The sequence below is a fragment of the Delftia sp. UME58 genome (assembly GCF_014170385.1).
Taxonomy (GTDB): domain Bacteria; phylum Pseudomonadota; class Gammaproteobacteria; order Burkholderiales; family Burkholderiaceae_C; genus Comamonas; species Comamonas acidovorans.
On sequence record NZ_LZZV01000013.1, the window covers coordinates 1 to 13637 of the forward strand.

At 65.5% G+C, this 13637-nt stretch carries 10 protein-coding genes, 1 tRNA gene and 1 pseudogene; 7 read left to right on the forward strand and 5 right to left on the reverse strand.

What is annotated here, in order from left to right; genetic code table 11:
• A pseudogene (locus A9976_RS03520) lies at positions 1-194 on the reverse strand (helix-turn-helix domain-containing protein); the annotation flags it as partial.
• 516 nt (positions 195-710) lie between these two features.
• On the reverse strand, positions 711-1004 hold the full coding sequence (locus A9976_RS03525; RefSeq protein WP_183017835.1) for an H-NS family nucleoid-associated regulatory protein: 294 nt from the start codon (positions 1002-1004) through the stop codon (positions 711-713).
• A gap of 799 nt (positions 1005-1803) precedes the next feature.
• Here A9976_RS03525 and A9976_RS03530 point away from each other — a divergent pair.
• Positions 1804-3642, forward strand: coding sequence for a methyl-accepting chemotaxis protein (locus A9976_RS03530; RefSeq protein ID WP_183017836.1), 1839 nt, complete (start codon positions 1804-1806; stop codon positions 3640-3642).
• Positions 3643-3672: 30 nt separating this feature from the next.
• On the opposite strand, the gene A9976_RS03535 is transcribed toward A9976_RS03530, so the two are convergent.
• Positions 3673-5163, reverse strand: coding sequence for a diguanylate cyclase (locus tag A9976_RS03535; RefSeq protein WP_183017837.1), 1491 nt, complete (start codon positions 5161-5163; stop codon positions 3673-3675).
• A gap of 663 nt (positions 5164-5826) precedes the next feature.
• Between A9976_RS03535 and A9976_RS03540 the strand changes: the two genes are divergently transcribed.
• Both A9976_RS03540 and A9976_RS03545 read left to right on the forward strand, forming a co-directional pair.
• Positions 5827-6306, forward strand: a complete 480-nt coding sequence (locus A9976_RS03540; protein WP_183017838.1) for an Lrp/AsnC family transcriptional regulator — start codon at positions 5827-5829, stop codon at positions 6304-6306.
• A gap of 156 nt (positions 6307-6462) precedes the next feature.
• A complete protein-coding gene (locus A9976_RS03545; RefSeq protein WP_183017839.1) occupies positions 6463-8913 on the forward strand; it encodes a penicillin acylase family protein in 2451 nt (816 codons plus the stop codon).
• Between the two features lie 106 nt (positions 8914-9019).
• Here the strand turns inward: A9976_RS03545 and selD are convergent, their stop codons facing one another.
• The gene (selD, locus tag A9976_RS03550; RefSeq protein WP_183017840.1) at positions 9020-10078 is read right to left on the reverse strand and encodes a selenide, water dikinase SelD; all 1059 of its coding nucleotides are present in this window, start codon (positions 10076-10078) and stop codon (positions 9020-9022) included.
• Between the two features lie 99 nt (positions 10079-10177).
• On the opposite strand from selD, the gene A9976_RS03555 reads away from it, so the two are divergent.
• The 4 genes from A9976_RS03555 (at position 10178) to A9976_RS03570 (ending at position 13477) form a co-directional block, all read left to right on the forward strand.
• The gene (locus A9976_RS03555) at positions 10178-11002 is read left to right on the forward strand and encodes a GNAT family N-acetyltransferase (RefSeq protein ID WP_183017841.1); all 825 of its coding nucleotides are present in this window, start codon (positions 10178-10180) and stop codon (positions 11000-11002) included.
• Positions 11003-11185: 183 nt separating this feature from the next.
• A complete protein-coding gene (locus A9976_RS03560) occupies positions 11186-11743 on the forward strand; it encodes a YfiR family protein (RefSeq protein ID WP_183017842.1) in 558 nt (185 codons plus the stop codon).
• A complete protein-coding gene (locus A9976_RS03565; RefSeq protein WP_183017843.1) occupies positions 11740-12969 on the forward strand; it encodes a sensor domain-containing diguanylate cyclase in 1230 nt (409 codons plus the stop codon). Before A9976_RS03560 ends, A9976_RS03565 begins: the two co-directional genes overlap by 4 nt.
• 1 nt (position 12970) lies before the next feature.
• Positions 12971-13477: an OmpA family protein gene (locus A9976_RS03570; protein ID WP_183017844.1), complete on the forward strand. Its 507-nt coding sequence runs from the start codon at positions 12971-12973 to the stop codon at positions 13475-13477.
• A gap of 33 nt (positions 13478-13510) precedes the next feature.
• Here the strand turns inward: A9976_RS03570 and A9976_RS03575 are convergent.
• Positions 13511-13606, reverse strand: a tRNA-Sec gene (locus A9976_RS03575).
• Positions 13607-13637: the final 31 nt, after the last annotated feature.

The window sequence follows — 13637 nt, forward strand, 5'->3', positions numbered from 1 at the left end:
AGCCCGGATGATGCCGAACTCCAGTTTTGGCGACCATGCTTGCGCAGCCACACCAACACGGTCGAACGGCCCTGGATGCCGTAGCGCTCCTGGGCCTGTTTGTACGTGAGATCGCCTTTTTCCACCTGATCGACCACCGACAGCTTAAAAGCCAGCGTGTAGTCCCGCTGCGTGCGTTTGACCCTTGATTCCATTGACTTGCCTTTTCTGAGAGGAAAAGGTGTCAACCCAGGTCAGGACGGGTCACACGCAGAAAAAAGGACCGCCCGAGGGCGGTCCTTGAAGAAAAAAGCCGGTGCCCTTGCGGGCCTGCCAGGGTAAGTCAGTGAGAGGGGAGGGAGGAGATAGTCTCCCTGGCCCGGCTGGAAAATGGTTCGTGGTGTCTGCGGATCGCTCCAGTGGCCACCTGGACTTTGCTGCTGCGTGGTTGCATCCACATGGCCTGCGCTTGCCGCAAAGGCGTGGCTGACATGATTTTGGAGAGCAGGGTTGTAGGACGGTTCCCTGTGTGATACCTGCCGTTTCCCTTGTTGTGATTGCTCGGGTACCGAAACATGCCGGCACCCGTCGGCTTACGCATCAGCACTACATTGAAGAATTTGTAACTTCTGAGCAATAGGGTTAACCCGTTACTCCTGGCGGCAAAAAGCCCGCACTTGGCGGGCTCTGTCGCGGCTTGGTGGCTGCCAGGGGGCGGGTTGCGCCGGACATCATATGGCGAAGGGAGTGCGGTCCTTGCCTTCGATCCAGCGGGGCTGCTTGCCACGGCCGGTCCAGGTCGCGCCCGTGGCCGGGTCGCGGTACTTGGGGATGCCTACCACGCGGAAACCGCCACCAGCCTTGGCTTTGGACGAAGGGAAGACGTCGGCCTCGGTCAATCCGTACTGGTCAATGATGGTGCGCACCTGGGCAACGGCTCCGGACTTCTCGGTCTTGAGCACTTCGGCGATCTGGGCTTCGAGATGGGCTTTCTGCTGCAGCAGTGTCTTGTAGTCGGTAGTCATGTATATCAATGGATGTTGATCTGCCAATATAAAGGAATCTTACGAGACTTTTGGCAAAGTGAGCCTACACTGCCGCGCAACACCCGGACGACGACAGGCGTATTGCCTGAAACCTGTTTGAGAACAGGTTCCCATCTTGCCTGAGTCTAGGCGAGTCGGACGCTGATTTTTGTGGCGTATGGAAACCGGGCCATCGCGTCTGCCACAGCGGCGCAGGTGCTGGGGAACAGGGCTGTGTAGCAGGCGCCGGCCACTTTGATGATGCATCGCTTCATGTTTCTCTTCCCTTGAGTGACAGATCTGCCTTCTTATCGGCATTTTTGTATCAAGGTGAAACACTTTCTTGTCCGGCTCCCTGCCGGCCCCCGGTGGGGGGCCGCTCTCGATCAATGGCGGTCCATGCAGGGGAAGAAAAGGCCGCGTGGTGCACCCCAAAAATATGAGGGAGGGAAAAACACAGGGTGCGCGGCGCAAACGGCAGGGTCCTGGAAGCAAGGCTCTGGCGTTTGCGACAGAGAAGTCCAGCAGGCAGGGCGGACAATATCTGTGTTACAAATTGACACTATAGCACGCATCTTTCAAGCTTGTGACCAGTTCTTGCAAAAAGCTTACGGTTGCGGCTTGGGTGGCGCTGCCAGCAATGCAGTGCCTGCACGAAGGCACTAGCCAGCGGGCTTCTTCACCGGGAGAAGCGGGCAATTACAAGGGCAAGTACGCACTCTTCGAGCTCTGGCGGCCGATGCGTCTCGGATAGGCTCGGTGGGCATTCACAGCCCTCGTTTTGCCTTCACTACGCATCATGTTTCAAACACTTCGTGCCCGCCTGATCCTCATCTGCGTAGCAATCACCGTGGCCGCGCTGTTCGCGCTGTCCATGGCCACCTTCTGGACGGCGCGCGGCAGCACGCTGTCCGATATCGACGAAAACATCGGCCAGCTCACGCAGGCCCATGCATCCACGCTGACCGATTGGGTTCAGGACAAGCAGCGCATCACCGGCTCACTGAAGAAGGCGGTGGAACAGCCGGACCCCATCCCTTTCCTGCTTGCAGGCCAGCAGGCTGGCGGCTTCGATGACGCCTATTTCGTCCATGCCGACAAGCGCGCCGTGTTCACCCATCCCATGCCGGCGAACTACGACGGCACCCAGCGCGACTGGTTCAAGCAGGCCGTGCGCGAAGGCCGGCCGGGCGTGACGCCGGCCTATGTCGATGCCAGCACCGGCGAGTTGACCATCAGCTTTGTCGATCCGGTCGGTGCCTCGGGTGCCATCACGGCCGTTGTCGGCACTGATGTGCGGTTGGCCGCAATGTCCAGGAAAGTGGCCGCCATCCGTCCCCAGGAAAAGAGCTTTGCCTTTCTGATTGATGGCGAAGGCCGCCTGCTGGCCTACGCCAAGCCCGAGCTGGCGCTCAAGCCGGCTTCGGCGATTGCGCCTGAACTCGATGCCGCGCTGATCAAGCGCCTGGCCGAGCAGGGCGGCCGCGCCGATCTGGTGCTCGATGGTGAGCCGCAGATGGTCTACGCCGCCAAGGTCGAGGGCACGCCCTGGACGCTGGCCGTGGTGATCGACCGCGCTCAGGCCACGCATTCGGTGCGTGCGCTGCTGCAGGTGGCCGCCCTCATCACCGTGCTGTCCGTGCTGGGCGCAGCGGTGCTGCTGACCGTGGCGCTGCGCCGCATGCTCAACCGACTGGCCGTGGCGCGCGATGCACTGCAGGACATCGCCTCGGGCGAGGGTGATCTGACCCGCCGCCTCACCTCTGCCGGCCGGGATGAGCTGGCGCAGATCGGCCAGTCCTTCAACCAGTTCGTGGACAAGATCGCCACGGTGCTGCTGCGCATTCGCGAGTCGTCGGAATCGGTGCGCATGGCGTCGGCAGAGATTGCGGGCGGCAACCAGGACCTGTCGTCACGCACCGAGCAGCAGGCCAGCTCGCTGGAGCAGACGGCAGCCGCCATGGAGCAGATCACGGCAACCGTGCAGCAGAACGCGGCCAATGCCCGCCAGGCCAGCGAGCTGGCCACCAGCGCCTCGCAGATCGCCACGCAGGGCGGAGAGGCCGTGGGCCAGGTGGTGCAGACCATGGGGGGCATCGAGGCTTCGGCACGCAAGATCGAAAGCATCATCGGCGTGATCGACTCCATTGCCTTCCAGACCAACATCCTCGCGCTGAACGCGGCGGTGGAAGCGGCGCGCGCCGGCGAGCAGGGTCGGGGCTTTGCCGTGGTCGCCAGCGAGGTGCGCACGCTGGCGCAACGCAGCGCCACGGCAGCCAGGGAGATCAAGGCGCTCATCGATGATTCCGTGGGCCAGATCGACACGGGCAGCCGCCTGGTGCGCAATGCGGGCACCACCATCGACCAGGCCGTGGACGGCGTGCGCAAGCTCAGCACGCTGGTGGCCGAGATCAGCAACGCCAGCCAGGAGCAAAGCCGTGGCATTGCCGAGGTGGGCAGCGCCATCGGCCAGATGGACCAGGTCACGCAGCAGAACGCCGCCCTGGTGGAAGAGGTCACAGCCGCAGCGCAGTCGCTGCAGCAACAGGCCGTGCAGCTGGCCCAGGCGGTGGCGGGCTTCAAGCTCGAAGAGGCGAGTGCAGGCAGCGCAGGAAGCGGCATGCGCCGCCTGCGCTGAGCGCGGGCGGCGCCAAGGCGGGCCGGGCGGTCAGGCCGCCTTGGCGCCGCCCGGATGCTCGCAGGCGAAGGCCGGTGCGTCAGTCTCGCCCGGCCGCTCTCCGGCCACGAAGTAGCGGTCGCGGCCGCTGGCCTTGGCCTGGTACAGCGCCGTATCGGCCATGCGTAGCAAGGCACTCAAACCCAGCGGAGGGCAGGCCATGTTCGTGCAGCCTATGCCAATGCTCAGCGTGGGGCAGATGGCTGCGCCATCGCTCATGTCGATGCGAATTTCGCGCGTGGCCTCGCACAGCCGCTGGGCCACGGCGCTGGCCGTGACGCAGTCGGCACCGGGCAGCAGTACCGCAAACTCCTCGCCGCCCAGGCGGCCTATGAGTTCATGCGGGCGCAGCGCCTGCGACAGGCGGGCCGATATCTCCTGCAGTACCCGGTCGCCAGCGGCATGGCCATGGCGGTCGTTGATGTGCTTGAAGTGGTCCAGGTCGAGCATCAGCATGGCGCCCGACTGGCGCTCGCGCTGCAGGCGCTCGAGCGTGCGCTGTGCGCGCTCCAGAAAGCTGGTGCGTGCCAGCAGTCCGGTCAGCGCATCGTGGTTCACCGCATGGCGAAGTTTGCTGAGCATGTCCTTGAAGGCCATGAGCGTGCAGGCCACGGCCAGCGGGCCAATCGACAGCATGGCCAGGCCCAGGCGAAAGGAGAACGTGGTCTCCAGCTCTGTGCCGGGCGAGCTGAACAACACATTGGAAAACGTGGCCAGCTTGATGGCACAGCTCACTAGATTGAGCAGGGCGACCACGAACAGCCGGTAGCGCATGGCGCACAGCAGCATGGCCGGCATGGTGAGCGACAGCGCGCCTGGCCCGCCCAGGTAGATGGCAATGGCTTCGGAAATCGCCAGGGCCAGCAGCGGCAGCAAGGCCTGCGCAGTTTGTTTGATTGGCTGGTTGCGCCAGGACAGCGGCTCCAGCTTTTCCGGAAGGCTCAGCAGCACAGGCAGCAACAGGGTCATGTGCATCAACTCGCTGCTGAACCACATGGCCATCATGGGCTGCCAGGGCCAATGCATGAGATGGTGCATGCCTGCCGAGCCCAGCACGGCCCCGACCACGCTCACCAGCAGACTGCACATCACCAGATGCAGCACCGAGGAAGGGGAGCGCATCTGCTGCACCCGCTGCGGCAGGCGCCGCATCATCACCCAGCCGCAGGCCACGGCGGCCAGGTCGGCAAAGGTCAGCCACAGGGTCTGGTCCAGCGGGCTGCCAGAAAGCCATTCGGCCAGCGCCATGGCAATGGCGGCGGCCGTCCAGCCATGTCTATGGCTGTAGGCAGGGCTGCGAAGCATCCAGCCCAGCAGCAGGGCGTTGGACAGCCACAGAGACGATAGATGTCCCGGAGAGCGCAGGCCCAGCGCCACGGCCGAGCACAGGAACAGCACCCCGCCCAGCACAAAGCTGTCCCGCCAGGGCGTTGCAGCTTGTGGAAGGCTCCACGGATCTCCGGATACGGCGCGATGTGGCATATGTCTCCCCTGTGGAGACCGAAATGGAGGCACCGGGCTCTTCGCGCGTTCGTCGGGCATGGCGGCCATGCCCTTGTCATGGTGGTGAACGAGCGGCCCGGCGGGCAGCGGGAACAGGAAATCCTCCTCGGGGCAGATCAGACAAGAGGCGCGGGGGTAACTTGAGTACACAAGATTTACGCCTGCAGGGCCAATCTAGCGGAAATGCATGTATTTGCAAGTACTGATCCATCTTGCATACAGCACGCGATGAAGGCGCTTCGCAGGCGACGGTGCGCCCGGTCAGCACTGCGCAAGTGGCTGCGGCGCGCCCCGCGCAGCTTTTTCGAAGGAAAGATGGAGTGCATGCTAAAGATTCATGTGATTCCGCAGTCAGGGCCCTGTGTGGTCCCTGCTTTCTGTTGCACCAAAAATTTGTAATTAGTTACTTTTGTTTCTGATGAATATCCCAAGAGCTGGTGGTGCCGGTTCGAGTGGCTGCTGCTTGGCGAGGGTTGGACAGGCAGTCCAGCCACCGTGGTACCAGGAAGAGTGCGACTCCTGTTGATAAAGCGACGATGTGCGACGCATAAAATCGCCACAATGGTAGAAATCTCTGCCGAAATGTTGAACCACATCCGGGCGGCCTCCATGGGCGCTTGCCATTGAAATCCAGGGAACCGCATGGAATACCGTCTTGATGAAACCGACCGCCAGCTGCTGCGTCTGCTGCAGACCAATGCGCGCGCCTCCACCGCGCATCTGGCCCGGCAGATGAATCTGGCGCGCACCACGGTGGTGGCGCGCATTGCCAGGCTGGAGCAAGAGGGCGTGATCGCCGGCTACGGCGTGCGCCTTGGCGCGCGCGTGGAGCAGTCTGCCGTGCGGGCGTATTGCGGCATCCGCGTGCAGCCCAAGACGGCCACGTTGGTCATGCAGGCGCTCAACCGCTTCACCGAGGTCGAGGAGGTCTCTGCCGTCAGCGGCCAGTACGACTACATGGTGTTCGTGCGCTGCGAGAGCAATGAAAAGCTCGATGCGCTGCTGGACCGCATCGGCCTGATCGACGGCATTCAGCAGACCTATACCTCGGTGGTGCTCAGCCGCAAGATCGACCGGCGCACGACGGCGGCCCTGAGCCAGCTGGGCGAATCCGCTGCCTGACGGGTGCGCTGCAACCTTTGCAACCACTGTCGCGTCTCTGACATCTGCTAGTGAAACTGCCGGGTAGGCAGTCCCTCGCGGCCCTCCTATGCTGTTGCGGGCCCCCGTACAAACAGGGGCCTTTCTTTGTGTACGCATAACACCAGGAGACAAAGCATGTACCCAGCGGTTCGCAGTGGATGGAAGCCCCTGTCATTGATTTGCCTGGCCGCCTTGGCGGCCTGCGGCGGTTCGGGCGACGGCTCCAGCAGCAAGTACAGCGCGGAGATCCGCCGCACGGAAATGGGCATTCCGCACATCAAGGCCAAGGACTGGACGGGCCTGGGCTATGGCGCAGGCTATGCCCAGGCGCAGGACAACCTGTGCACCATGGCCGACTCCTTCCTGACGTACCGCGGGGAGCGCTCGCGCTACCTTGGCGGCGATGCCCAGGCCGTCTACGACAGCACCATCGACCGGCCACGCAATCTCGACTCGGACTTCTTCTTCCGCCATGTCGTCTCCGATGACGCCGTGGCCGCCATGATCCAGGCCCAGCCGGACAAGCTCAGGCAACTGGTCGATGGCTTCGTGGCCGGCTACAACCGCGTGGTGCGCGAGACCCCGGCCGGGGCCAAGACCAATGCGGCCTGCGCGGGCCAGCCCTGGGTGCAGGCCATCACCGCGCAGGACATCTGGCGGCGCATGTACACGGCCAATCTGGCCGGCGGCTACAGCAATTTCGTGGCCCAGATCGCCAATGCCGTGCCGCCTGCAGCGGCTGCGGCAGCAACTGCCTCGGCCAAGCCGGCGAAGGCCCGGTCGGCCGCGACGCAGCTGGCCGCGCTCAAGCCGGGCCAGGTGGTGGCGCCATCATTGCAGGTAGGCGGCACCACGGGCATAGGCAGCAACATGTACGGCTTCGGCCAGCAGGCCACGGGCGGCGGCAGCAGCGTGCTGTTCGGCAATCCGCACTGGTACTGGAAGGGGCCGGACCGCTTCTATCAATCGCAGCTCACGATTCCCGGCGAGATCGACGTCAGTGGCGCCAGCTTCCTGGGCATTCCGATGGTGCTGATCGGTTTCAACAACGACGTTGCCTGGAGCCACACCGTGTCCACGGCGCGGCGCTTTGGCCTGTTCATGTACCAGCTGGCGCCCAATGATCCGACCCGCTATGTGCGCGACGGCAAGACCGAGGCCATGCAGGCCAGCAAGATCACCGTGAGCGTGCGCAATGCCTCCGGCGGGCAGGACCAGGTCACGCGCACGCTGTACAAGACCGTGCACGGCCCGGTGGTCAACCTCGGCGCCATGGACCCGGCGCTGGGCTGGACCACGCAGAGCGTGTTCGCCATCCGCGACATCAACGCCTACAACTACCGCACCTTCCGCAACTGGCTGCGCTGGAACCAGGCCAGGTCGCTGGACGAGTTCATCCGCATCCAGAAGGAGGAGTCGGCCATTCCCTGGGTCAACACCGTGGCCGCAGGGCGCGGCAATGCCCAGGTCTGGTATGCCGACATAGGCGCCGTGCCCAACGTGCCGCCCGCGCAATTGCAGGCCTGTGCCACGCCCGCCTCGGCCGCAATCAACGCGGCGCTGCCCCAGGTGCCGGTGCTGGCCGGCGGCAGCAGCCAGTGCGACTGGAGTTCGGATGCGGATTCGGTGCAGGCGGGCGCCATCGGCCCCGCGCGTATGCCCAATCTGCTGCGCAGCGACTACGTGGGCAATATGAACGACAGCTACTGGCTGTCCAATGCCTCGGCGCCGCTGACCGGCTATCCGGCCATCTTCGGCTCCACTTCGTCGGCCCAGAGCCTGCGCACGCGCATGGGCCACACCATGGCGCTGCAGCGGCTGGCGGGCACGGACGGCTATCCGGGCAAGCTGGCCACCAGCGACATCGTTCGCCAGATGGTGCTGGACAGCCGTGTCTACAGCGCGCGTTTCAAGGACGAGGCATTGGCCCAGGTCTGTCCAGGCCCCGTGTCCACGGCTGGTGAAACGGTGGACGTCTCCGCTGCCTGCACGGCGCTGCAGGCTTGGGACGGCACGGGCACGGCGGCATCCAGGGGCTCCCATGTCTGGGATGAGTTCTGGAAGCGCGTGGCCAGCCAGATCAAATCGGCCGACCTGTATGCCGTGCCCTTCGATGCGGCCGACCCCGTCAACACGCCGCGTGGCATCAAGCCCGCCGCCAAGGCGGCGCTGCAAAAGGCGTTCGCCGAAGCAGTGAAGGCCGTGCAGGCCAGCGGCTTTGCCATGGATGCGGCGCGCGGCACCGTGCTGTTCTCGCAGCGCGGCGGCGAGAAGATCGCGCTGTATGGCGGCTGCGGCGAGGTGGGCTACTTCACCATCACCTGCTCGGAAAACAAGATAGAGCAGGGCGGCTACAGCATGGATGGCCAGCCGCATGGCAACAGCTACATGCAGGTGGTTAGCTTCCCGTCGGCCGGTGTGGAGGCCCATACCTTCCTGACCTTCTCGTTGTCGGACGACCCTGCCTCGGCCCACTACGTGGACTACACCAAGGCCTATGGCGCACGCCAATGGCTCAAGCTGCCGTTCACCGACAGTGCCATCCAGGCCAGCCCGGCCTACAAGACGCAGACCGTGAGCGAGTGAAGCAACCTGTGACCCGGTGACGGGCCGCCGGTTCGCTGGCGGTTCACCGGGAGTGCAAAAAGCAACGGGGGCCTCGGCCCCCGTTGCTTTTGGAATGCGCCGGCCGTCAGTCCACGATGACGCGCGGCTCGCCCGCCTCCATGCGGCCGACGATGGCGGCACTGCCAAAGCCCTGCTCGGCAAACAGTGCAAGCACCTGATCGGCAACATCCGGCGCGCAGGACACGAGCAGGCCGCCCGAGGTCTGCGGATCGGTCAGCAGCGCGCGCTGCGCATCGGTGATGCCGGCGCCCAGCGCAACCTGCGCGCCATACGAGGCCCAGTTGCGGCCCGAGGCGCCCGTGATGACGCCCTGCTCGGCAAAGCCCTGCACCGTGGGCAGCACGGGCAGGCTGCGGCTGTCGATGCGTGCCGTGAGACCCGCGCCGCGTGCCAGCTCCAGGCCGTGGCCCAGCAGGCCGAAGCCGGTGACATCGGTCAACGCATGCACACCCTCGATCCTTGCCAGGGCGGTTCCGGGACGGTTGAGCAGGGTGGTTGCTTCCACCATGGCGCGGTAGCCGGCCTCGTCCAGCAGGTTCTTCTTGAGTGCGGCCGACAGAATGCCCACGCCCAGCGGCTTGCCCAGGATCAGCACATCGCCAGCCCGGGCATCGGCATTGCGCTTCATCTGGCGCGGGTTGACGATGCCTATGCCCACCAGACCGTAGATGGGCTCGACCGAATCGATGGAGTGGCCCCCGGCCAGCGGAATACCGGCATCGCGGCAGACCGATTCGCCGCCTTCCAGGATCTTGGCAATGGTGTCGTGCGGCAGCACATTGATGGGCATGCCCACGATGGCCAGGGCCATCAGAGGCTGGCCGCCCATGGCGTAGATGTCGGACAGCGCATTCGTCGCGGCGATGCGGCCGAAGTCATACGGGTCGTCCACGATGGGCATGAAGAAGTCCGTGGTCGCCACGATGGCCTGCTCGTCATTGATGCGGTAGACGGCGGCGTCGTCGGCGGTCTCCGTGCCCACCAGCAGGTCCGGGAAGAACTGCTTGGGCAGCGCGCTCCTGCCTATCAGCTCCGCCAGCAGGCCCGGCGCGATCTTGCAGCCGCAGCCGCCGCCATGGGACAGCGAGGTGAGTCGGGGAGCTTGGGAGGTGTCTGTGGTCATGGAGCAATCCGGCGATCGGCGGCGATCGCAGTAGTGGGAAAGAGTGCCTGCCGCCAGCGCGGCGGCGCGCCATATTATGGGCGGGCACGGCGGGTGGCCATGGTACAAGCGGGCATGTCCAAGTCTTTCACTCATGCGGCCGTGCCTGCCCACTGCGATGCCGGGACCGTGGTCGGCGTGGAGCAGCGCGGCTTCAACGCCTGGCCGGCCCAGCGCACCGTGCTCTGCGGGGACTGGCTGCTGCGCGCCGCGCAGGGCCATACCAAGCGCGCCAACTCGGCCAATGCCCAGCAGCCCGGTGCCCGCCTTGGCGCCTTGCTGCCGCAGATCGAGGCCTTCTACGAGCGCCAGGGCCTGCCTGCCATCTTTCGCCTCTCGCCCCTGGCAAGTGCCGAGGCGGATGCGCAACTGGCGCAGGCCGGCTACCTGCTGGCCGACCCTTCCCTGGTGATGCGTGCTGCATTGACGGACATGGCGCCGCCAGCGAACGACCAGGGCTGTACCCTTGCCATGCAAGCCCAGCCAGGCTCGGCCTGGCTGCAGGGCTTTGCCGAGGCCGGCGCCGTGCCGCAGCTGCACCGGCAGGCGCACCACCATATGCTGCAATCCATTGTCTGGCCTGCCGCATTTGCTTCGCTGAAGGTAGGCGGCGGGGTGGCCGACGAGGTGGTCGGGTTTGGCCTGGCCGTCCTGGAACGCGGCTGCGTGGGTCTGTATGACATCGTCATCACGCCTGCGCTGCGCGGCCAGGGACTGGGCCGGGCGCTGGTGCATGGCCTGATGCACTGGGGGCAGACACAGGGTGCGCAATGGGCCGAACTGCAGGTGCGTGCGCCCAACATGGTGGCGCGCGGGCTGTATGAAAGCCTGGGCTTCCGGGCGCTCTACGGCTATCACTACCGGTTGCCTGCCTCTGTACTTTGATGTGTTGCCGCATTGGCCCGTCATGGGCGCTCCGGTGTGACAGGCCCCGGCGGCCCGATGGAGGCGATATGTGAAAAAATGCTTCGATGCGCCAGCGTGGCGCAATGCATGGATATTCCGTTCAAGGAGCCCTGGTTGGCAACTCGCACACATCGCATACATCACACATACCGCAGGTGGGGCATGGATTGCAGGATCAAAGGCCTGTCTGCCCGGGCCTGGCTGGCCGTGGGTCTGCTGGCCTTGCAGGCGGGGCTGGTGGGGCAGGCACATGCAGAGCCACCGGCCGATGAGCATGAGCTGGGGGTGACGCGTACCGTCGTAGGCATTCTGGGTTACACGCGCTGGCCTACGGAAAGCCCCGTGCTGCGGTTGTGCGTGGTGGGCTCCACCGAATATGCCGACGACCTGCTCAATGGCGCTCCCCAGACCGTGGGAAGCCAGCGGCTGGAAGTGCGGCGCGTGGTGCCCGTCGATGCGCGCGCCCTGCTCGAATGCGAGGGAATTTATGCCGGCCAGCTCGATGAGGCTGCCTGGCGCAAGCTCATGGAGCAGCTGGCCGGGCGGCCGCTGCTGACCATCAGCGAGCGGGGCGAGCTGTGCCGCATAGGCGCCATGTTCTGCCTGCGCCGCCGTGGCGAGGGCGCGGGCTTCGAGGTCAGCCTCGACTCCGTGGCCCGCAGCGGCCTGCGTGTCAATCCCAAGGTGCTGCAACTGGCGCGCCACAGGACCTTGCCATGAAGTTGTCCCTGTCCGGCAATGCCTCGTTGCGCAACGTGATCCGCCGCGCGCACCTGCGCATGGCGGCGGTGGCCATCGCGCTGGCGGGGGCGCTGCTGCTCATCGTCGGCGTGGCCACCCTGCGCCTGTACCTGTCCAACAACCTGCATCTGGTGGCCCGTTCGCTGGCCTATACGGTCGAGGCATCACTGGTCTTCGGTGACCGCGACGAGGCCGCTCGCGTGCTGGACCAGCTGCTGCGTGGCGAAGGCGTGGCCCATGCCGAGGTCTTCGATGCCGAGGGCCGCCCGTTCGTGCAGTGGTCTGGCCACGGTGGCTCGGCGCTGTCCAGCATCGGGGAGCTGCTGGCCGTGGGCATTGGCCTGCCGCGCGCCGAGGCCGATGTGCGCCAGGACGGCAGGCTGGTTGGCAGTGTGCAGTTGGCCAGCGATGGCGTGGGCCTGGTCCGCTTCCTGGGCGCGGGTTTCATCGTGCTGGTGCTGTGCGTGGGCGTCAGCGGCTATGTGGGCCTGCGCCAGTCGCGCCGCATGCTGCGCGACATTGCCGAGCCGCTGCAGCAGCTGGCGCGCGTGGCCAGGGCCGTGCGCCATGACCGATCCATGGACCAGCGCGTGCCGCTGGCGCGCATTGCCGAGCTGCGTGAGTTGGGCGACAACTTCAACGCCCTGCTGTCCGAGCTGCAGACGCGCCATGAGCGGCTGCAGCAGCAGAATTCGGCGCTGGAGCGCCAGGCTTCGCGCGACAGCCTCACGGGGCTGGCCAACCGGCTGCATTTCGAGCAGCGACTGCAGCAGGCGCTGGACAACGCGGCGGAGAGCGGACAGAAACTGGCCGTGCTGTTTCTGGACAACGACCGCTTCAAGCAGGTCAACGATGCCTACGGCCATGCCGTGGGCGATGTGCTGCTCAAGGCGGTGGGGGCCCGGCTGCGCTCGCAGGTGCGCGAGACCGACCTGGTCGCCCGCCTGGGTGGCGACGAATTCGCCATCCTGCTCTATCCCATCGGCGGCGGCGGCGACGCGCAGATGGTGCAGGACAAGATAGAGGCCGCCATGCGCGAGCCCCTGGTCGTTGGCGACGGCGTGGTGCTGCAGCCTTCGGTCAGCGCGGGCGTCGCCCTTTTTCCCAAGCATGGCCAGAGCATGGAGACGCTGATGCGCCATGCAGACCAGGCCATGTACCAGGCCAAGGCCATGCGCCAGGCCGAACGAATCACAGGAGGATGAAATGTTGAAACGACGGAGCTGGATCCGGATGTGCGGCGCAGGTGCGGCCGCAGTGCTGGCCCTTGCGCTGGCAGGTTGCCAGACGGTGCCGCAGGCGCCGGCCAAGGCGCCGGGGCTGACCGAACAGCAGCAGCTGCTGCTGCGCAGCCAGGGTTTTGCGCAGGCAGACCAGGGCTGGGAGCTGCAGATGTCGGGCAAGCTGCTGTTCGGCTTTGATTCGGCCGAAGTCGGCGCCCAGGCGCGCACCAAGGTGCTGGAGCTGGGCCGTGCCCTCAAGGGCGTGGGCATCGAGCGGCTGCGCGTGGAAGGCCATACGGACGATCGCGGCAGCGATGCCTACAACATGCGCCTGTCGCTGCGCCGCGCAGAGGCCGTGGCCGATGTACTGGCCGAAGCCGGCCTGGCGCGCCAGGATATCGAGGTCAAGGGCCTGGGCCGCGCCATGCCCGTCGTGCCCAGCGATGCAGCGGAGAACCGCCGCGTGGCCATCGTCGTTCCCTTGCAATAGCGGGAACCTGGCTGGAAGCAGCGTCGCAGGGATTGGCGGAAAGCAGCAGGAGTCGAACCTACCCAGGAGCGGCTGACGCCCCTGACCGGGTTTGAAGCCCGGGCGCACCACCGGGTGCGTATGCTTTCCTTCTGGCTTGAAGCTCCCCCTGAGCGGCTTA